Origin of the sequence: Caulobacter radicis (assembly GCF_003094615.1) — a bacterium.
GTDB lineage: Bacteria > Pseudomonadota > Alphaproteobacteria > Caulobacterales > Caulobacteraceae > Caulobacter > Caulobacter radicis.
Window position 1 is genome coordinate 326,194 of the sequence record NZ_QDKO01000032.1, and the last position, 19,294, is coordinate 345,487.

Sequence of the window (19,294 nt, forward strand, 5' to 3'; positions counted from 1 at the left end):
CTTCAGAGCGCGGCGTGTCCATCCTTCCCGATGAATTCACCCTGCTGCAGGTGACTCCGGAACTGGAAACCGGCGGCGCCGAGCAGACCACGATCGACGTCGCGCACGGCGTGGTGGCCCAGGGCGGCAAGGCCCTGGTGGCGACGCGCGGCGGGCGCATGGCCGCGCGGCTGGAGGCCGACGGCGGCCGCCTGGCCCAGATGCCGGCCCAATCGAAGAACCCGCTGATCATGCTTGGCAACGCCGCCCGCCTGATCGACCTGATCCGCCGCGAGAAGGTGACCCTGGTGCACGCCCGCTCGCGCGCGCCGGCCTTCTCGGCCCTGTGGGCGGCGCACGCCACCCGAACGCCGTTCGTGGCCACCTATCACGGCGTCTACAACGCCAAGTCCAGCCTCAAGCGCTGGTACAATGCGGTGATGACCAAGGGCGACCTGGTGATCGCCAATTCCGAATACACCCGCGCCCATGTCATCGCCGAGCACGGCATCCATCCCGACAGGGTGGTGGCCATCCCGCGCGGGGTGGACCTGTCGCGCTTCGAGCCCGGCTTCGTCTCGGCCGACCGCGTCGAGGCCTTGCGCAAGGCCTGGGGCGTGGCCAGCGACGAGCGCCGGCTGAAGGTGCTGCTGGCCGGCCGCCTGACCCGCTGGAAGGGACAGGGCCTGGCCATCGAGGCCGTCGCGCGGCTGAAGGCGCTCAGCGACACGCGAGTGCTGCTGCTGCTGGCCGGCGACGACCAGGGCCGCAAGGGCTACCGCGCCGAGCTTGAGCACATGATCGCCCAGGCCGGCCTGCAGGACAGCGTCAAGCTGGTGGGCCACTGCGACGACATGCCGGCCGCCTACCTGCTGGCCGACCTGGCCATCGCCCCGTCGCTGGAGCCGGAGGCCTTCGGCCGCACGGCGGTGGAGCCGCAGGTCATGGGCCGCCCGGTGATCGCCGCCGACCACGGCGCCACGCGCGAGACGGTGGTTCCCGGCGAGACCGGCTGGCTGGCCGCGCCGGGCGACGCCGAGGCCTGGGCCCAGGCCCTGAACGACGCCTGCGAGGCGGGCGCGGCCGGGCGTCAGGCGATGGGCATGGCGGCGCGCGCGCGAGCGCGGCGGTTGTATTCTGTGGACGCGATGGTCGAGGCGACCCTTAAGGTCTATGCGCGCGTCATGGCCGCCCGGAAGACTGGGGCGGGCGTTTTGGAGTCGAAGGGTTGAGCAAGGAGATCAAGAAGGTCCTGGTCATCAAGCTGGGCGCGCTGGGCGACTTCGTCCTGGCCCTGGCGGCGATGAAGAAGATCCGCGAGGCGCATCCGCGCGCCCGGATCACCCTTCTGACCACTCCTCCGTTCGAGGCCCTGGCCCGCCTGTCGCCCTACTTCAACGCCGTCGAGGTGGATGGACGTCCCAGCGACGCCGGCGATCTCTTCAAGATGCTGGGCCGGATCCGCAAGGCCAAGTACGACCGCGTCTACGACCTTCAGACCAACAACCGCACCGGCTGGTACTTCCAGGCCCTGCGGCCGTTCCCGCCGCAGTGGTCGGGGATCGCCAAGGGCGCCAGCCTGCCTCAGCGCGGCCGCGCCCGCTATCACATGCACACGCTGGAGCGGCACGCCGACCAGCTGCGCCAGGCCGGCATCTGGCCCGACGCGCCCACCGAGCCGGGCAGCGCCCCGCCGCCGGACCTGTCGTGGATCCTGCGCAAGCACAAGGACGCCCGTCCTGTCGCCGGCGCGGTGACGCCCAAGCCCTATGTGCTGCTGGTGCCCGGCGGCTCGGCCCACCGGCCCGAAAAGCGCTGGCCGGTCGAGAGCTACGCCCAGCTGGCGGCCCTCCTGAAGTCCAAGGGGCTGGACATCGTCATCATCGGCGGCCCGCAGGAAAGCGCCATGGCGCGCCAGATCCAGAAGGCCGCCGGCCAGGCCCGCGACCTCACCGGCCGCACCGACTTCGCCCAGCTTGCGGTGCTCGGGGCCAAGGCCGCCCTGGTGGTCGGCAACGACACGGGCCCCACGCACCTGCTGGCCGCGGCCGGCGCGCCGACCATCGCGCTGTTCTCCGACGCCTCGGACCCGGCCCTGTGCGGTCCGCGCGGCCACGTGGCGGTGATCAAGTCGCCGGACCTCAAGGCCCTGCCGGTCAGCACCGTGGCCAGCACCGCGATCTCGCTGCTGCCGCGCTAGGGCGTACGTCTCATGAACACCCGCGCGTCCTCGTCCAGGCCGCGCGCCAGGTGTTCGGCGCGGATGGCGGCCATGCCCGGGGTCAACTCCCAGACCGTCTCGAACCCCAGGCGGGCGTAGTAGGGCGCGTTCCAAGGCACGTCGCGGAAGGTCGACAGCATCAGGCCGCCAGCGCCGGCGCGCGCGCCGACCGCGTCCAGCAAGGCCGCGCCGATCCGGCGTCCGGCGAAGGCCGGCAGCACGTCCAGCTGTTCGACATAGAGCCCGCCCTCCAGCGGCCTGAACATCACGAAGCCCGCGATCGCCTCGCCGATCTCGGCGACCAGCAGGCCGCCCTCGACGATTCGCCGGGCCAGCAGCGGGGCGGGGGTAGGCTCGTCGGCGGCGATGGCGTCCATCAGGCCCAGGAAACGCTGGGCCGAGGCGCGTTCGAGCGCGCGGATCGCCTCGACCTCGACGACGCGCGCGGGACGTAGCAGGATGGGCGCGGGGGCGCTGTTCATCTGGAACCAAGCCGGAAACTGGACGGTTTAGGGTTCCGAGTTAACGAGGAGTCCGTCAATGCGCATCACCCCCGGCAAGCCGTACGCCCCCCGCGCCCTGCCTGGCCGCGAAGCGTTCCAGCCGGACACCAGCGGCAACAGCGCCGGCGCCCAGCTGGCCATAGGCCTGGCCCTGGCCGGCGGCGCGATCCTGGCCGCGACGCTGCTGGGCCGCCGCCACGAGCGGGTGATCGACGACGAGGAGTACGCGGTCGGCTATGCCGAGATGCACGAGCCGGTCGCCCACCAGCCCAAGCCGCTCACCAGCCTGCTGCTGCCGCCGCTGTTCATCGCCATGACCCTGTCGGGCCTGCGCACCTGGAACGCGCCGTCCAGCCCCGCCCGCACCCGGGCGCTGACCCTGTGGAGCCTGACCCAGGGCTTCAACGCCCTGTGGCTGGCCTTCGGCACGAAGCGCGGCGGCGGGCAGCTGGCCGTGGCCACCGCCTCGCTGGGCGCCTCGGCGGCCTATGCGGTGGAAGCTCGCAAGGTCGGCGGCGCCTCGGCGCCCGACCTGGGCTGGCTGGGCGTGGCCAACGCCCTGACCGCCCAGCTGTGGCGACGCTCTTCCGTCCGCCCCACCTTGCACTAGGCGGTCCGACACGGCCTTCTCCCCGCCTTCGAGCGGGGAGGGCGCATGCGGATTCGGCTTGGACACCTGGCGGCGGCCGCGATGCTGTTCGTGGTCGAAGTGGTCATCGCGCTGTTCGTGCGCGACGGCTTCGTGCGCCCCTATCTGGGCGACGTGCTGGCCACGGCCATGGTCTATTGCGCGGTGAGGGGCGCCACGCCCCTGGGCCGCGCGGGAGCGGCCGCCTGCGCCCTGGCCCTGGGCGTCGTCATCGAACTGGGACAGGCCCTGAACGTCCTCGACCACGCGGGCCTCGGCGGCAGTCGCGTCGCGCGGGTGGTGTTCGGGGGCGTGTTCGACCTCAAGGATCTGGCCTGCTACGCCGTCGGCGTCGGCCTGGCGGTGCTGATCGACCGGCATTGGCGAAGCTGTTCGTCCGCCGCCGGATGAGGCGCCGCGATCGCCGCTCACGGGTCCCGGCGCCGCTCAACCGAGCATTGAGGCGATGTCCACAGCCGCTCCACAGGGCTCGGAGAACGCCGGTATTGACTTCCGCTGCCTAACCTTTACGCATTCGCCCCGGCTTTTGAGAGCGCCTCTCACGAGCACGCGCCGCCAGGGGACGGGCGGCCCAGAACAAGCCTGTTGCGGGGGGAAGCGATTGGCCTTCGACGACGCGACCTATGACGATGGCGTGCTCGCTGTCCGGACGCCCGGTGGGGCGGGCTGGCGGCCGAAAGCCACGCGACCGGCCTGGCGGCTGGCCGAGATCGGCGTCGCCGGGGGGCTGGCGGCGCTGCTGCTGGTGTTCTTCTGGCTGGACCTGCGCCCCGACATCGCCACCGCGCACCAGCAACCGTTCTTCTGGCTGAAGATGGCCTATACCGCCGCCCTGGCCGCCGCGGGTTTTGACGGTCTGGCCCGCCTGATCCGGCGCGGTCCGCCCGCCCCGACGGCGATCGTCGTGGCGGTCATCGCGCTGCTGGTGTTCGCCGTCGGCGGCGTGACGGAAGCGATGCAACTGGAGCCCGCCAAGCTGGCGCGGCTGTTCTCGCCGGCCTCGGTGGGCGCGTGCTTCTTCAACATCGTCGCGCTGGCCCTGCCGACCCTGCTGCTGGCCCTGACGGTGCTGCGCGGCGTCGAGACCGAGCGGCCGATCCTGGCTGGCTTCGCGGCGGGGATCTTCGCCGGCGGCCTGGCCGCCAGCGTCTATGGCCTGCACTGCCCGCACTCGACCTTCGTGTTCGTGGGCCTGTGGTACCTGGGCGGCGTGCTGCTGTGCGGCCTCGCCGGCGCCGCCCTCAACCGCCTGGCGGCCTGATCCCGCGACCTGGGGGTATTCATCTCGTCGTTGTGATGTGCGAGAAGCCGCAATCATAGCTTGCCGGAGAGTTCATGCTGTTCCTGATGTCGGCGGTTCCCGCCCAGATCTGTGACGCCGCCGCCGTGGAGGTTTCAGTCGCGCGGCTGGAGGATCAAGCCTTCGCCGCCATGAAGGCGGCCACCGAAAAGGTCGCCCTGGCCGCGCGAAGCGGTCCCGTGGGAGCGGCGGGCGACGCCGAATGGGCTGAATACAAGCGCCTGCGCGTCGAGGCCGATCGCCTGCGCGCCGACGCGATCGCCTGCCGGGCCCAACCGGTCCCGGTCGCCGCGCAACCTCGAGAGACGCCGGCCCCGGTCGAACTGGCCCGCGCCTACGACCGAGCCGCGCCGCGCTTCCGGGTCGAGGCCAGCGGCTTCCTGGCCGACCGCCAGCCCACTTCGGCCGCACGCCTTGGCGTCCAGACCCGGACCGGCTACGCCTATAGCAGCACGCCGGTGTTCCAGCCCAACTCGATCGGGCTTGACGACAATTACCCACGCGCTCCCCTGCGCGACGAACACAGGCCGCACGTGCGCAGCTGGTCCTCAGGCTTCACGCTGGGCGCGGAGTTCGCGCCGCAGGGGCTGGGGAACCGGGGGTGGCGTTTCACCTCGCGGATCGGCAATCAGCTGGAGCGCACCAAGAGCCGGATCGATCCCTTCAGGTCCGACTATGTCGTCACCGGGCCTGGGCAGTTTGTCGAGGTGTGCACCCGCTGCGGGTCGGCCTACATCTTTCCGGTCACGCTGGATGTCATTCATTACTCGCGTGGCGGTGCGACGGCGCGGCTGTCAGCCGACGACGTCAGCCAGACCTCGAAGAAGGTGGATGTCGATCTCGGCGCGGCCTGGGACTTCCCGCTCGGCGGCGTGTTCCGGGGCGCCCGGGCCAGCGTGGGCGGTGAACTGGGCGCGGGCTGGTGGACGATGGAGGAGCGCGAGCAACAGGCGTCTGTAATCGATACGTTCCGTTCGGCTGACGGCCCGGTCGGGCGCGCGGCCCTGACCGGCGCCCTGTCGGCTCGTGTGCCGTGGATCGATGGGCTGTCCTGGTCGATCCGCTCGCGGGTCGGATATGAGATCGCCGACATCACCGCGACCTCGTGGGACTACGTGCAGTATGGGACCTACTCCAACCGTTCGATCATCCAGGACATGAACGACGGCGTCATCGGGTCCCTGGGCGGGCGCCTCGACTACGTGCGCGGTCCGCTGGGCGGCTTCGTCGCGGTCGAGCGCCGTCGGGACCTGTCGCTGAACAGCGTCTTGACGGCGCCGGGAACCCTGGCCCGGGCCTCCAAGTCCTTCGAGGACGGTTCGGCCCTCTACATGTGGCCCGTCTACAGCTCGCGGCTCACCGTCGGGGTCAACTACGGCTTCTGACGAAAAAGGCCCTCCCGGCGAACCGGGAGGGCCTTCAGTCCTGCGCGAGGCGGGGCTGCCTATTCGGCGGCGGCCTTGCCGGCCGGGGCGCCGAACTTGGCGTTCAGCTCGCCCGAGATGTAGCGCTTGGCCATGGCCGCGGTCGAGATCGCGCGGATCTTGCCGGCGTGGCCGGCCGAGCCGAACTGCTCGAAGCGCGCCTGGCAGACCTTGCGCATGGCTTCCTTGGCCGGCTTCAGATAGGCGCGCGGGTCGAACTCCTGCGGCTTCTCGATCAGCAGCTTGCGGATGGCGCCGGTGATGGCCATGCGGTTGTCGGTGTCGACGTTGATCTTGCGCACGCCATGCTTGATGCCGCGCTGGATCTCTTCGACCGGCACGCCCCAGGTCTGGGGCATCTCGCCGCCATAGGCGTTGATGATGTCCTGCAGGTCCTGCGGCACCGACGACGAGCCGTGCATCACCAGGTGGGTGTTGGGCAGGCGGCGGTGGATTTCCTCGATCACGTTCATGGCCAGGACGTCGCCGTCCGGCTTGCGCGTGAACTTGTAGGCGCCGTGGCTGGTGCCCATGGCGATGGCCAGGGCGTCGACGCCGGTGGCCTGCACGAAGTCGACGGCCTGGTCCGGATCCGTCAGCAGCTCGTCATGCGACAGCTTGCCCTCGAAGCCGTGGCCGTCCTCGGCCTCGCCCATGCCGGTCTCCAGCGAGCCCAGCACGCCCAGCTCGCCCTCGACCGACACGCCGCAGGCGTGGGCCATCTCGACCACCCGGCGGGTGACGTCGACGTTGTATTCGTAGCTGGCGGGGGTCTTGGCGTCCTCCATCAGCGAGCCGTCCATCATCACCGAGGTGAAGCCGTACTGGATCGCCGTGGCGCAGGTCGCCGGGCCGTTGCCGTGGTCCTGGTGCATGCAGACCGGGATGTGCGGGTAGATGTCGACCAGGGCGTCGATCATCTTGGCCAACATGATGTCGTTGGCGTAGTTCCGCGCGCCGCGCGAGGCCTGGATGATGACCGGGCTGTCGACCGCGTCGGCGGCCTCCATGATGGCCAGGCCCTGCTCCATGTTGTTGATGTTGAAGGCGGGCAGCCCGTACTCATGCTCCGCCGCATGGTCCAGCAACTGCCTAAGCGTGATCCTCGCCACGTATTTCTCCTGCAAGCTTTGAAGTCGTTGAATTGGTTCTTGTTATTGGGGCGCGGCGCTTGTGCGCTCTTTGCCCGGATATCCCGGGGCCGGTTCCTCGTCCGGCGTCCCGAGAGCGGAGGCCCGCGCCCCGAAAGGCTCGGGGGCAGGCGCTCCGACTTGGCTGATGGTCCCGCGGCCGTTCTCGGCTCGCCGGGATCCTCCCTTTAGGCTTCGAGAGCCGCGACGCCCGGAAGCGTCTTGCCCTCCATCCATTCAAGGAACGCGCCGCCCGCCGTCGAAACGAAGGTGAAGTCGGCCGACACGCCCGCGTGGTTCAACGCCGCGACGGTATCACCGCCGCCAGCGACCGCCACGATCTTACCCGATTTCGCGAGCGACGCGGCGTGTTTCGCCGCCGAAACGGTCGCTTCGTCGAAAGGTTGCACCTCGAACACACCCAGCGGGCCGTTCCAGATCAAGGTGACGCTCTGGTCCATGGCCGCCAGCAGCTTCTTGGCGCTCTGCGGGCCGGCGTCGAGGATCAGGTCGTCGGCCTGCACTTCGTTCAGCTGGCGGACGGCGGTTTCCACGCCCGGGGCGACTTTCTTGGCGACGACCACGTCGACCGGCAGCAGCAGCTCGCAGCCGGCGGCGTCGGCCTTGGCGATGATCTCGCGGGCGGTGTCGGCCAGGTCCTTCTCGCAGAGCGAGCCGCCGACGTCGTGGCCCTGGGCGAACAGGAAGGTGTTGGCCATGCCGCCGCCGATGGCCAGGCGGTCGAGCTTGGCGACCAGGTTGTTGAGCAGGTCGAGCTTGGTGGAGACCTTCGAGCCGCCGACGATGCCGATCACCGGCTTCTTCGGATTGCCGAGCGCGGCGTCGAGCGCCTCGAGTTCGCGCTGCATGGCCAGGCCCGGATAGGCCGGCAGCAGCTTGGCCAGGCCTTCGGTCGAGGCGTGGGCGCGGTGGGCGGCGCTGAAGGCGTCGTTGACATAGACGTCGCCGTTGGCGGCCAGGGCGGCGGCGAACTCGGCGTCGTTCTTTTCCTCGCCGGCGTGGAAGCGGACGTTCTCCAGCAGAGCCACGCCGCCGTTCTCCAGGGCGTCGACGACCTTGGCGGCCTCAGGACCGATGCAGTCGCTGGCGAAGGCCACCGGCTGCTCCAGCAGCTTGCTCAGCGGCTCGGCGACGAAGCCCAGGCTCATCTCCGGCACGACCTTGCCCTTGGGGCGGTCGAAGTGGGCCAGCAGCACGACCTTGGCGCCGGCCTTCGACAGGAAGGCGATGGTCGGCAGCGCCGCGCGCAGGCGGGTGTCGTCCGTGATCCGGCCGCCGTCGACGGGCACGTTGAAGTCCACCCGGACCAGGGCGCGCTTGCCGGCGAGATCGGCGGTGTCGAGGGTGCGGAAGGTCATTGCGAGGTCACTCACATGATGTTGCAGGCATAGACCATACGCGAGGTGAACCAAGCGACGGTCAGGAACAGGATCAACGGCGCGGTCAACGCCCAAGGGCGCGCGTCTCGCCGGACGAGGAAGGCTGTCATGGCCCACAGGCCGAGCCAGCCGATGGCGACGCCGATAGCTCCCCAAGACGGGGCGTTCTCGGGAAGCCATGCCGCCGGCGTCAGCTGGTGGCCGCCGCCCGACGTCAGCGACATCGTCAGCCGGCCAGACCAGTAGCAGACCGGGGCGAAAGCTTCGCGGGCGGCGAAGAGGCCGATCGCGGCGACGGCGCCCAGGCTCGCCAGCGCCAGGCGGCGCTTGCGTGAGCTCTCGGGGGCGGAGTGCGCGTTCGACATCGACGTCCTGGGCCAAGGAAAACCCCCGCTCCTTGCGGGGCGGGGGTCTGGTCGTTCCTTAGAGGAACTTCGCCATTTCCAGAGCGGTGTCGCTCATGCGGGTCGCGAAGCCCCACTCGTTGTCGTACCAGCTGAGCACGCGGGCCAGCTTGCCTTCAATGACCTGCGTCTGGGGCAGGGCGGCCGTCGAGCTGGCGGCGATGTGGTTGAGGTCGCTCGAGACCAGCGGGTCGGTGGTCACGGCCAGAACGCCCTTCATCGGACCGTCGGCGGCGGCCTGCAGCGCGGCGTTGATCTCGGCGATCGTGGTCTCGCGGCCGGTGACGACCTTCAGGTCGATGACCGAGACGTTCGGGGTCGGGACGCGGATCGACGAGCCGTCCAGCTTGCCCTTCAGTTCCGGCAGGACCAGGCCCAGGGCCTTGGCGGCGCCGGTCGAGGTCGGGATCATGCTCAGGGCCGCGGCGCGGGCGCGGTAGAGGTCCTTGTGCATGGTGTCCAGCGTCGGCTGGTCGCCGGTGTAGCTGTGGATGGTGGTCATGTAGCCACGCTCGATGCCGACCAGGTCGTGCAGGACCTTCGCCACCGGGGCCAGGGCGTTGGTGGTGCACGAGCCGTTCGAGACGACGATGTCGTCGGCGGTCAGGGTCTCGTGGTTGACCTTGTAGACGATGGTCTTGTCGGCGCCGTCGGCCGGAGCGGACACGAGAACGCGCTTGGCGCCGGCCTTCAGGTGCAGGGCGGCCTTGTCGCGGGCGGTGAAGATGCCGGTGCACTCGAAGGCGATGTCGACGCCGAGGTCGCCGTGCGGCAGCTCGTCGGGGTTGCGGATCGCGGTGACCTTGATCTTGCCCGTGCCGACGTCGATCCAGTCCTCGCCCGAGGTGACGACGCCCGGGAAGCGGCCATGCACGCTGTCGTAGCGCAGCAGGTGGGCGTTGGTCTCGACCGGGCCCAGATCGTTGATCGCCACCACCTCGATGTCACGGCGGCCGTGCTCGGCGATGGAGCGCAGCACGAGGCGGCCGATGCGGCCGAAGCCGTTGATGGCGACGCGAAGGGCCATGTGGTCTTTCTCCTCACGATCGGACCCGCTCGGAAGCGAGCGGCGTTCCTTGATTTTGCAGGCGGTTTCGCGGTCGAAAGCGGCGAAGTCAAGCCCAGGAACGCTCACAAGACATTAGCTATTGTTGTGACGCTCGTTACATCGCCCAATTGTGGTCACGCCGGCTGGCGAAGTCGGCGACGATCTATATGTTGCGCCGCATGATGGGAACTTGCCGATGATACCGGGCGAAGGAAGCGCTCTCGATCTGGCCGCGCGGCGGCTGGAGCGCGCCGTCGCGAACCTGGAACAGAAGATCGCCGCCGAACGGGCCGAGCGCGCGCGCGCCGTCGCCCAGCCGGTCTCGGGCGACCTGTTCGAGGCGCCCGTCGCCGACGCCGAGGTGGTCGAGAAGGCCGCCCAGCTGGCCGCCGATCTCGAGGCCGCCCGCCAGCGCGAGCGCGCCCTGGAGGAGGCTGGCGAACAGGCCAGCGAGGCCCTGGGCCGGGCCATCGCCGAGATCCGCGCCGCCCTGGGCGACGAGAGCCTGATCGGCGAAGGCGTCCATGACGACGAGGAGGGCGCCGCGCCCGCCGAGTTCGCCGACGACGAGACCGAAGACGAACCTGAAGCGTTGTACGACGAGGACGACCCGCCGTTCGACCCCGACCCGCCCGCGAAGGCCTGAGCCCATGGCGCAATTGACCATCCACGTGAACGGCCGCCCCTACAGCGTCGGCTGCGAAGACGGCCAGGAGGCCCACCTCCTGGAGATCGCGCGCCTGTTCGACCGCCAGGTCCGCCAGGTCAGCCAGGAAGTCGGCCAGCTGGGCGAGACGCGCCTGTTCCTGATGGGCGCTCTGCTGCTGGCCGACGAGCTGTCGGACCTGAAGCTGCGCCTGGCCCACAACCAGTCGGAACTGGCCCGCCTGCAGAACGAACAGACCCGCGTCGAAATCCGCGCCATCAAGGCCATCGACGCCGCCGCCGAGCGCATCGAGAAGCTGGCGGCGGGCTGATCCCCTCCGGCCCTCCGGGCCACCTCCCTCCTTTTGGGGGGAGCTGTCGCGGAGCGACCGAGGGGGTATCAACAGCCGCGACAACGCGCCGGATACGGAGCCCCTATCGCGGGCCGACCCGACACCCTATATTGCTCCATGGCGGGTCGTGCTGCGGCTCTCGTCGAAGATTTCTATTCCCAGGGACCTTAATCTCTCTATCGGGACCTGTTCCCTCCCGTGGCCGTGGCTGCGGGAACACGGGGCCCACCTGTAACTAACAGGTTCGAGTGGATTGAAACGTCTTCACGGTTCTTCGCGGCGCCGCCACCCTTTCCCTTCATCACCCTTTGCGGGCTAGAAGGTCGCGATGACCATCGCCGACCCCGCCGCCGCCAAGACCGCCCTGCGCGTCTTCGTGCGCAATCGCCGCAAGCAGCTGGCCCTCGAACATCCCGAAGCCGACTGGATGGCGGTGGACGTGGCGCGCGAGCCGCTGTCGGCGCGCTTTCCGGATCCGCACGGCAAGGTCGCCGCGCTCTATCACGGCCTGGGCTCGGAGGTTTCCGCCCGCGCCCTGGCCGACTGGCTGGCCGGCGAGGGCTGGAGCCTGGCCCTGCCCAGCGTCGAGGGCGCCGATCCGCGCGGCAAGGGCGGCCACATGGTCTTCCGCGCCTGGACGCCGGGCGAGCCGCTGGCGCGCGACGCCATCGGCCTGGTGGCGCCGGTCGCCGAAAACCCCATCGTCCAGCCCGACCTGGTGGTCGCGCCGCTGCTGGGCTGGGACCGCGAGGGCCGGCGCCTGGGGCAGGGCGGGGGCTATTACGACCGGGCGCTGGAGGCCCTGCGCGGGCGCAAGGAGACCTTCGTCCTGGGGCTGGCCTATCACGGCCAGGAAACCCACAATCTGCCCGACGAACGGCACGATCAACGATTGGACGCCATTCTTACCGAAAACGAGTATATCGAGGTCCGAAAGGACTGATCGATCATGCGTTTTGCTTTCTTCGGCGACGTCGTCGGCAAGTCGGGCCGCGACGGCCTGGCCGACCACCTGCCGGGCCTCCGTCGCCAGCTTGGCCTCGAGTTCGTCATCATCAACGCCGAGAACGCCGCCGCGGGCTTCGGCATCACCGAGAACACCGCCCGCGAGCTGTTCGACGCCGGGGCCGACTGCCTGACCCTGGGCAATCACAGCTGGGACCAGCGCGAGGCGCTGACCTACATCGTGCGCGAGCCGCGCCTGATCCGTCCGGCCAACTACCCGATCCTGTCCGACGCCCCGGGGCGCGGCAGCCACCTCTTCCAGACGGACTCAGGAAAGACGGTTTTCGTCGTCAACCTGCTGGGCCGGGTGCACATGGACGCCATGGACGACCCGTTCGCCGCCGCCGACCGCGAGCTCGACAAGGCGCCGCTTGGCCAGGTGGCCGACGCGGTGATCGTCGACATGCACTGCGAGGCCACCTCCGAGAAGATGGCCATGGGCCACTATTGCGACGGCCGCGCCAGCCTGGTGGTGGGCACCCACACCCACGTGCCGACCGCCGACTGCCAGATCCTGACCGGCGGCACCGCCTACCAGACCGACGCCGGCGCCTGCGCCGACTACGACAGCGTCATCGGCAACCAGAAGGAAGAGCCCCTGCGGCGCTTCACCACCAAGATCAGCGGCGGCCGCTACCAGCCGGCCAGCGGCCCGGCCACGGTCTGCGGCGTGTTCGTCGAGACCGACGACCGCACGGGCCTTGCGGTCCGCGTCGAACCGATCCGCGTCGGCGGGCGGCTGAAGCAGAGCGTGCCGGAAGTCTGAGACCTGGCGATCCCTCTCCCCTCCGGGAGAGGGATAAAAAGCTTCAATCCGCTCCCGCTTGCATCCGTCATCATCCCGGGCCCAACCTCCGTCCGAGGCAAGCACAGGAGCCCTCCATGACCGACGCCGCCGTCTACACCGCCAAGGCCCACGCCGTGGGCGGGCGCCAGGGGACCGCCAAGACCGACGACGGCCACCTGGACGTCAAGCTGGGCTATCCCAAGTCGATGGGCGGCGACGGGCAGGGGACCAATCCCGAGCAGCTGTTCGCGGCGGGCTATGCGGCCTGCTTCCTCGGCGCGCTCGGGCTGGTGGCCCGCAGCCAGAGCGTCAAGCTGGGCGAGCACAGCCTCGACAGCGAAGTGGATCTGATCAAGGACGACGTCAGCTTCCACATCGGCGTGCGCCTGACGCTCAATGCCCCCGAGATCGACCGCGCGGTGGCCGAGGATCTGCTGCACAAGGCCCACCAGGTGTGCCCGTATTCCAAGGCCACCCGCGGCAACGTGGTGGTGGAGCTGAAGGTCGCCTGATCCTGCGTCCGGCGATGGAATGGGCGGGTCGCGAGCGCCCCCTGGGGTGACAAGATGCATCTCCTGGCGGTAGAAGCGCCGCCAACCCATTCCATCGTCAGATCAGAGAAGAGCCTCCGAATGGCCGGCCACTCGAAATTCAAGAACATCATGCACCGCAAGGGCCGCGCCGACGCCGCGCGCTCCAAGCTGTTCTCCAAGCTGTCGCGTGAAATCACCGTGGCGGCCAAGACCGGCCTGCCCGACCCGGCCATGAACCCGCGCCTGCGCCTGGCCGTGAACAACGCCAAGGCCGAAAGCCTGCCCAAGGACGTCATCGAGCGCGCCATCAAGAAGTCGCAGATGGGCGATGCGGCCGACTACACCGAGATCCGCTACGAGGGCATGGGCCCCGGCGGCGTCGGCGTGATCGTCGAGGTGCTGACCGACAACAAAAACCGCGCCGCCAGCAACGTCCGCTCGCTGTTCTCCAAGTACGGCGGCAATCTGGGCGCCACCGGCTCGGTGACCTTCAACTTCGACCGCCTGGGCCAGATCGAGTATCCGGCCGCCAAGGCCAGCGAAGACGCCATGATGGAAGCCGCCATCGAGGCCGGCGCCCAGGACGTCGAGAGCGACATGGGCGAGGACGGCGGCCACACCGTCTACACCGCCTTCGAGGACCTCAACGAGGTGTCCTCGGCCCTGGAAGCCAAGTTCGGCGAAGCCTCCTCGACCAAGATCGTCTGGAAGCCCAAGCTGCTGAACGAAGTCTCCGGCGACAGCGTCGCCACCCTGATGAAGCTACTGGACGCCCTGGACGAGGACGACGACGTTCAGAACGTCTATTCCAGCGCCGACATCAGCGAAGAAGAACTGGCCAAGCTGGGCTGATCCTTCGCGGCGGAACCTTATCCTTCGACAAGCTCAGGATGAGGTTCTCTGCTGACCGAGCCTGCAATGGTCCTCATCCTGAGCCCGTCGAAGGACTAGGACCACGCACCAAACAGACGGCCGCTCCATCTGGAGCGGCCGTTTCCTTGTCAGGCTCCCCTTTGCGCGCGGGCGCCGCTCTGCTATCCCCTCGCTCCATGAGTTTCGTTCGGAAGATCGTGCGAATTATCCGCCCGGCGTGACGCCGCCGGACGAGACCTCCAGCGCGCGCCGGGTTCCACCCGCCTTCTTCCGACATTCCAGAGCTGGATAGCCTTCCCATGGCCGACGACGCCGCGCCCGCCCGCGACTACCGCGAAACCGTCTTTCTTCCCGACACGCCGTTCCCGATGCGCGCGGGCCTGCCCAAGAAGGAGCCCGAGATCCTGGAGGGCTGGGCGGCCCTGTCCGACAAGGGCCTCTACGGCGCCGTCCGCGCCAAGCGCCAGACCGACGGCGCGCCGCTGTTCGTGCTGCACGACGGCCCGCCCTACGCCAATGGCGCGATCCACATCGGCCACGCGCTGAACAAGATCCTCAAGGACTTCGTCGTCCGCTCGCGCTTCGCCCTGGGCTACGACGTCGACTACGTGCCGGGCTGGGACTGCCATGGCCTGCCGATCGAGTGGAAGATCGAGGAGAAGTTCCGCAGCCAGGGCCGCCGCAAGGACGAGGTCCCGGCCGAGGAGTTCCGCCGCGAATGCCGCGCCTACGCCGCCGGCTGGATCGAGGCCCAGAAGGTCGAGTTCCAGCGCCTGGGCGTGCTGGGCGACTGGTGGAACCGCTACGCCACCATGGACTTCACCTCGGAAGCCAAGATCGTCGAGGAATTCCACCGCTTCGCCTCGAGCGGTCAGCTCTATCGCGGCTCCAAGCCGGTGATGTGGAGCCCGGTCGAGCGCACGGCCCTGGCCGACGCCGAGATCGAGTACCACGACCACGTCTCGCCCACGATCTGGGTCAAGTTCCCGGTCGTCGAGGGCTCTGACGCCGCGGTCGGCGCCAAGCTGGTGATCTGGACCACCACGCCCTGGACCATCCCGGCCAACCGCGCGGTCTCCTACAACCCCGACATCCCCTACGCCGTCTTCGAGGTGAAGGCGCTGGAGGAGGGGCTCGAGTTCGCGCCCTGGTCCCAGGTCGGCGATCGCCTGATCGTGGCCGAGAAGCTGGCCGAGGAGGTCTTCAAGGCCGCCAAGGTCGCCGCCTTCGAGAAGGTCGAGAGCGTCGACTGCGAAGGCATGGTCCTGGCCCACCCCCTGGCCGACCTGGACAGCCACTATGGCTTCGCCGTGCCGCTGCTGGCCGGCGACCACGTCACCGACGACGCCGGCACGGGCTTCGTGCACACCGCGCCGGGCCACGGCGCCGACGACTACCAGGTGTGGCTGGCCCACGGTCATCGCGAGATCCCCGACACGGTCGACCCGGACGGCGCCTACTACGCCCACGTGCCCCTGTTCGGCGGCCTCAAGGTCATCGAGACCGAGGGCAAGAAGACCGGCAAGTTCGGTCCCGCCAACGGCGCGGTGATGGACAAGCTGATCGAGGCCGGCAACCTGCTGGCGCGCGGCCGTGTCGAGCACAGCTATCCGCACAGCTGGCGCTCGAAGGCCCCGGTGATCTTCCGCAACACCCCGCAGTGGTTCATCCGCATGGACCACGAGGTCGAGGCCCTCGGCGGCAAGACCCTGCGCGAGACGGCCGTCCAGGCCATCGCCGACACCGCCTTCCACCCCGACGCCGGCCGCAACCGCATCGGCGCGATGGTCGAGACGCGTCCCGACTGGCTGATCAGCCGCCAGCGCAACTGGGGCACGCCGCTGGCGATGTTCGTCGACAAGCATACCGGCCACCCGCTGATCGACGCCGAGGTCAACGCCCGCATCCGGGCGGCCATCACCGAAGGCGGGGCCGACGCCTGGTTCACCCGTCCCGACGCCGACTTCCTGGGCGCGCACGATCCGGCCCAGTACGAGAAGGTCGTCGACATCCTCGACGTCTGGTTCGACAGCGGCTGCACCCACGCCTTCACCATCGAGGGCCGTGACGACAGCGCCTGGCCGGCCGACCTCTATCTGGAAGGCTCCGACCAGCACCGCGGCTGGTTCCAGTCGTCGCTTCTCGAAGGCTGCGGCAGCCGGGGCCGTGCGCCCTACAAGGCCGTCCTGACCCATGGCTTCACCATGGACGAGAACGGCGAGAAGATGTCCAAGTCCAAGGGCAACACGATCGAGCCCCAGGCGATCACCAAGGAGTCCGGCGCCGAGATCCTGCGGCTGTGGGCGGCCATGGTCGACTATTCGGAAGACCAGCGGATCGGCAAGACGATCCTGGCCACCACCACGGACGCCTATCGCAAGCTGCGCAACACCATGCGCTACCTGCTGGGCGCCCTGGCCGGCTTCGACGAGGAAGAGCGCGTCACCGACTATGCCGACTTCCCGCCGCTGGAGAAGTTTATCCTGCATCGTCTGTGGGAGCTGGATGGCCAGGTGAAGGCCGCCTACGAGTCCTATCGCTTCAGCGACGTGATCCGGCCGCTGGTCGATTTCTGCCAGGGCGACCTGTCGGCTCTGTTCTTCGACATCCGCAAGGACAGCCTCTATTGCGACGCGCCGACGGCCCTGCGCCGCCGCGCCTATCGCACCGTGCTGGACTACGTGTTCGACCGCCTGACCATCTGGCTGGCCCCGCTGGCCAGCTTCACGATGGAAGAGGCCTGGGTCACCCGCTTCCCCGAGGCCGGCCCGGTGACCCTGCGGGTGATCCCGCAGACCCCGGCGGCGTGGGAAAACCAGGCCGAGGCCGCGCGCTGGGCCAAGGTCGAGACCGTCACCGGCGTCGTCACCGGGGCCCTGGAAGTCGAGCGCCGCGAAAAGCGCATCGGTTCGGCTCTGGAGGCCGCGCCGGTGGTTTACATCGCCGACGCCGAACTGCTGGCCGCTTTCGAGGGCCTGGATGCCGCCGAAGTGTTCCGCACCAGCGCCGCGACCCTGGTCGCCGGCGAGGGCGGCGCGTTCACGATCGACGAGGTCAAGGGCGTGTCGGTGGATCCGGTGAAGGCCGAAGGCAGGAAGTGCGCCCGCTCGTGGCGCATCCTGCCGGAAGTGGGAACCGACCCCCGCTATCCGGAGCTTAGCCTTCGCGACGCCGACGCCGTGGCCTTCTGGGACGCGCAAAGGGCTTAGGCTCGCCGCATTGATCCTTCTCCCCTTGCGGGAGAAGGTGTCGCCGCAGGCGACGGATGAGGGGTTGAAGGCGCGGTCAGCCGCCACGGCACCGCCAGCGCGACCCCTCATCCGACCTGCGGAGTTTATCCTCGGGCGGGCTTTGCGCGACCCGGGGGCAGGCCACCTTCTCCCGCAAGGGGAGAAGGAAGACCGGGGATGAGAGAACGAACGTGGCCTCTTTGAAGATCACCCGCCTGGGCTGGACCGCCTACGCCGTCGCCGTCGCCACGGTGGTGCTCGACCAGATCTCCAAGCTCTGGGTGCTGGGCCTGCTGGGCTCGGCCCAGGGTTCCAGCGCCTCGCTGCTGGGGCCGGTCAAGCTGACCATGGTCCACAACTACGGCATGAGCTTTGGCCTGCTGCGCGACCACGCCGAGTGGGGCCGCTGGCTGCTGACGATCTTCTCGGCGGCGGTGGTGGTGGGCTTGGGCGTCTGGGCGCGCAAGGCGGTGCGGCCGCTGACGGCCCTGGGCCTGGGCATGATCATCGGCGGAGCGATCGGCAACAACCTGATCGACCGGGTGATCTATGGCTACGTCGTCGACTTCATCGACGTGTCGCGACTCTATTTCCCCTGGGTGTTCAACGTCGCCGACTCGGGCATCAGCGTCGGGGTGGCGTTCCTGTTGCTGGACAGTTTCATCGGTGAAGAGAAGAAGCTGTCGCACCAGACGGAATAGGGGCCAAACCAGGGCTTAGCGCCCAAGCAAGGCCACAAATTCGAAGGACATTGGCGCCCGCCTTCGGATGTCGTATCGAGGGCGTCCGATTTTCGGCCCCGGGGGCGGCCGCTGGAGCATGGGTTCATGAAGTTCAACCGGGTTGCGACCCTGAGCGTGCTGGCCGCCGTGGCCGCCACCGGTCTGGCCGGCTGCCAGTCGGCCTCGAAGGCCCTGGGCATGAGCAAGGTGGTCCCCGACGAGTTCCGCGTCGTCACCAAGGCTCCGCTCGTCGTTCCGCCGGACTACAGCCTGCGCCCGCCGGCGCCCGGCGAGCCGCGTCCGCAGGAGCTGCAGCCGGAGAGCGCCGCGCGTCAGGCGCTGCTGGGCCAGAGCCTGGCCGCCAACCGCACCGACGGTGAAAAGCTGCTGGTCTCCAAGGCCGGCGTCGACAAGGCCGACCCGCTGATCCGCTTCGTCGTCGACGACGAGAACGGCGACCTTGCCCACAAGGACGAGAGCTTCGCCAAGAAGGTCATGTTCTGGCGCAAGGACGACAAGACCGCCGGCGCGGTGACGGCGGCGGAAGCCGGCGCCACGGCTCCGGTGCCGGTCGACGCGGCCGCCGAGGAAGAGCGTCTGAAGACCCTCACGGGCGGCGGCGCGATCGTCATCACCCGCGACAAGCAGGGCAAGATCAAGCTGCCGGGCCTCTAGGCCCGGGGCTGACCAGTCTGAAAGATATTCGACGGCCCGGAGGCTTTGCTTCCGGGCCGTTTGCTTTGCGAGGTCAGTCGCGAGACGTGCGTTCCAGGATGGCGCGCAGCGACTGGGCCTTCTGCGGCAGGTCGGACGACAGCCGCGAGGCCATCTCCCGAAGGCCTACGGCATAGGCCTCGCCGCCGTGGGCGATCTGCTCGGCGCGTTCGCCCAGCGCGATCAGGTCCCGTTCCAGGGCCTCGATTTCCTCGCGGGCCAGTTGGCGGGCTTCTTGTTGCAGGCGTTGCAGGCGCTGGGCCGTCGTCTCCGGCCCGCGGGTCAGGTTGTAGACTTCGGCGCCGGCGGTTTCTTCCGGCACGACGGTCAGATGCGGACCGCTCATCGTCATCGGCTCCTCGAACTCACGGAAC

The 19,294-nt window shown here is 69.1% G+C and carries 21 protein-coding genes and 1 other RNA gene; 16 read left to right on the forward strand and 6 right to left on the reverse strand.

Features of this window, described 5'->3' with window-relative positions; all coding sequences use genetic code 11:
* Nucleotides 1–14 precede the first annotated feature (14 nt).
* Together DDF62_RS19350 and DDF62_RS19355 are read left to right on the forward strand one after the other, a co-directional pair.
* Nucleotides 15–1,211 carry a glycosyltransferase family 4 protein gene (locus DDF62_RS19350; protein WP_116490591.1) on the forward strand — a complete coding sequence of 399 codons (1,197 nt, stop codon included), beginning with the start codon at nucleotides 15–17 and terminating at the stop codon, nucleotides 1,209–1,211.
* On the forward strand, nucleotides 1,208–2,179 hold the full coding sequence (locus DDF62_RS19355) for a glycosyltransferase family 9 protein (protein WP_101719426.1): 972 nt from the start codon (nucleotides 1,208–1,210) through the stop codon (nucleotides 2,177–2,179). Before DDF62_RS19350 ends, DDF62_RS19355 begins: the two co-directional genes overlap by 4 nt.
* On the opposite strand, the gene DDF62_RS19360 is transcribed toward DDF62_RS19355, so the two are convergent.
* On the reverse strand, nucleotides 2,176–2,682 hold the full coding sequence (locus tag DDF62_RS19360) for a GNAT family N-acetyltransferase (protein ID WP_116490592.1): 507 nt from the start codon (nucleotides 2,680–2,682) through the stop codon (nucleotides 2,176–2,178). The genes DDF62_RS19355 and DDF62_RS19360 overlap by 4 nt on opposite strands.
* Before the next feature lie 58 nt (nucleotides 2,683–2,740).
* Between DDF62_RS19360 and DDF62_RS19365 the strand changes: the two genes are divergently transcribed.
* The 4 genes from DDF62_RS19365 to DDF62_RS19380 all read left to right on the forward strand — a co-directional run bounded on the left by DDF62_RS19365 (nucleotide 2,741) and on the right by DDF62_RS19380 (nucleotide 6,037).
* Nucleotides 2,741–3,313 carry a TspO/MBR family protein gene (locus DDF62_RS19365; RefSeq protein ID WP_116490593.1) on the forward strand — a complete coding sequence of 191 codons (573 nt, stop codon included), beginning with the start codon at nucleotides 2,741–2,743 and terminating at the stop codon, nucleotides 3,311–3,313.
* Between the two features lie 45 nt (nucleotides 3,314–3,358).
* Nucleotides 3,359–3,742 carry a ribosomal maturation YjgA family protein gene (locus tag DDF62_RS19370; protein ID WP_116490594.1) on the forward strand — a complete coding sequence of 128 codons (384 nt, stop codon included), beginning with the start codon at nucleotides 3,359–3,361 and terminating at the stop codon, nucleotides 3,740–3,742.
* A 211-nt stretch (nucleotides 3,743–3,953) separates the two neighbouring features.
* Nucleotides 3,954–4,613, forward strand: coding sequence for a DUF1109 domain-containing protein (locus DDF62_RS19375; RefSeq protein ID WP_165832301.1), 660 nt, complete (start codon nucleotides 3,954–3,956; stop codon nucleotides 4,611–4,613).
* 74 nt (nucleotides 4,614–4,687) lie between these two features.
* Entirely contained in the window at nucleotides 4,688–6,037 is a 1,350-nt protein-coding gene (locus DDF62_RS19380) for a hypothetical protein (RefSeq protein WP_116490596.1), read from the forward strand.
* A 59-nt stretch (nucleotides 6,038–6,096) separates the two neighbouring features.
* Here the strand turns inward: DDF62_RS19380 and fba are convergent, their stop codons facing one another.
* The 4 genes from fba to gap form a co-directional block, all read right to left on the reverse strand.
* The gene (gene fba / locus DDF62_RS19385) at nucleotides 6,097–7,188 is read right to left on the reverse strand and encodes a class II fructose-bisphosphate aldolase (RefSeq protein ID WP_101719458.1); all 1,092 of its coding nucleotides are present in this window, start codon (nucleotides 7,186–7,188) and stop codon (nucleotides 6,097–6,099) included.
* A gap of 206 nt (nucleotides 7,189–7,394) precedes the next feature.
* Nucleotides 7,395–8,585, reverse strand: a complete 1,191-nt coding sequence (locus tag DDF62_RS19390) for a phosphoglycerate kinase (RefSeq protein WP_116490597.1) — start codon at nucleotides 8,583–8,585, stop codon at nucleotides 7,395–7,397.
* 11 nt (nucleotides 8,586–8,596) lie between these two features.
* Nucleotides 8,597–8,971: a hypothetical protein gene (locus tag DDF62_RS19395; protein WP_116490598.1), complete on the reverse strand. Its 375-nt coding sequence runs from the start codon at nucleotides 8,969–8,971 to the stop codon at nucleotides 8,597–8,599.
* A gap of 58 nt (nucleotides 8,972–9,029) precedes the next feature.
* Complete coding sequence (gene gap, locus DDF62_RS19400) at nucleotides 9,030–10,037, reverse strand: type I glyceraldehyde-3-phosphate dehydrogenase (protein WP_116490599.1); 1,008 nt, start codon at nucleotides 10,035–10,037, stop codon at nucleotides 9,030–9,032.
* 217 nt (nucleotides 10,038–10,254) lie between these two features.
* Between gap and DDF62_RS19405 the strand changes: the two genes are divergently transcribed.
* The 10 genes from DDF62_RS19405 (at nucleotide 10,255) to DDF62_RS19450 (ending at nucleotide 18,881) form a co-directional block, all read left to right on the forward strand.
* Nucleotides 10,255–10,704 (forward strand): DUF4164 family protein, encoded by a 450-nt coding sequence (locus DDF62_RS19405; RefSeq protein ID WP_116490600.1) that lies wholly within the window; start codon nucleotides 10,255–10,257, stop codon nucleotides 10,702–10,704.
* 4 nt (nucleotides 10,705–10,708) lie between these two features.
* Nucleotides 10,709–11,035, forward strand: coding sequence for a cell division protein ZapA (locus DDF62_RS19410; RefSeq protein WP_058348093.1), 327 nt, complete (start codon nucleotides 10,709–10,711; stop codon nucleotides 11,033–11,035).
* A 145-nt stretch (nucleotides 11,036–11,180) separates the two neighbouring features.
* A non-coding RNA gene (gene ssrS, locus DDF62_RS19415) (6S RNA) lies at nucleotides 11,181–11,343 on the forward strand.
* Between the two features lie 41 nt (nucleotides 11,344–11,384).
* Entirely contained in the window at nucleotides 11,385–11,999 is a 615-nt protein-coding gene (locus tag DDF62_RS19420) for a 5-formyltetrahydrofolate cyclo-ligase (protein WP_116490601.1), read from the forward strand.
* A gap of 6 nt (nucleotides 12,000–12,005) precedes the next feature.
* On the forward strand, nucleotides 12,006–12,827 hold the full coding sequence (locus tag DDF62_RS19425) for a TIGR00282 family metallophosphoesterase (protein ID WP_101719415.1): 822 nt from the start codon (nucleotides 12,006–12,008) through the stop codon (nucleotides 12,825–12,827).
* 116 nt (nucleotides 12,828–12,943) lie between these two features.
* On the forward strand, nucleotides 12,944–13,360 hold the full coding sequence (locus DDF62_RS19430) for an organic hydroperoxide resistance protein (RefSeq protein ID WP_116490602.1): 417 nt from the start codon (nucleotides 12,944–12,946) through the stop codon (nucleotides 13,358–13,360).
* Nucleotides 13,361–13,480: 120 nt separating this feature from the next.
* Nucleotides 13,481–14,233, forward strand: a complete 753-nt coding sequence (locus tag DDF62_RS19435; protein WP_116490603.1) for a YebC/PmpR family DNA-binding transcriptional regulator — start codon at nucleotides 13,481–13,483, stop codon at nucleotides 14,231–14,233.
* Nucleotides 14,234–14,553: 320 nt separating this feature from the next.
* Complete coding sequence (gene ileS / locus DDF62_RS19440) at nucleotides 14,554–17,463, forward strand: isoleucine--tRNA ligase (RefSeq protein WP_116490604.1); 2,910 nt, start codon at nucleotides 14,554–14,556, stop codon at nucleotides 17,461–17,463.
* 212 nt (nucleotides 17,464–17,675) lie between these two features.
* Entirely contained in the window at nucleotides 17,676–18,185 is a 510-nt protein-coding gene (gene lspA / locus DDF62_RS19445) for a signal peptidase II (protein ID WP_116490605.1), read from the forward strand.
* Between the two features lie 126 nt (nucleotides 18,186–18,311).
* Nucleotides 18,312–18,881: a DUF3035 domain-containing protein gene (locus DDF62_RS19450; RefSeq protein WP_101719410.1), complete on the forward strand. Its 570-nt coding sequence runs from the start codon at nucleotides 18,312–18,314 to the stop codon at nucleotides 18,879–18,881.
* Nucleotides 18,882–18,954: 73 nt separating this feature from the next.
* On the opposite strand, the gene DDF62_RS19455 is transcribed toward DDF62_RS19450, so the two are convergent.
* On the reverse strand, nucleotides 18,955–19,266 hold the full coding sequence (locus tag DDF62_RS19455) for a hypothetical protein (RefSeq protein ID WP_116490684.1): 312 nt from the start codon (nucleotides 19,264–19,266) through the stop codon (nucleotides 18,955–18,957).
* Nucleotides 19,267–19,294 lie beyond the last annotated feature (28 nt).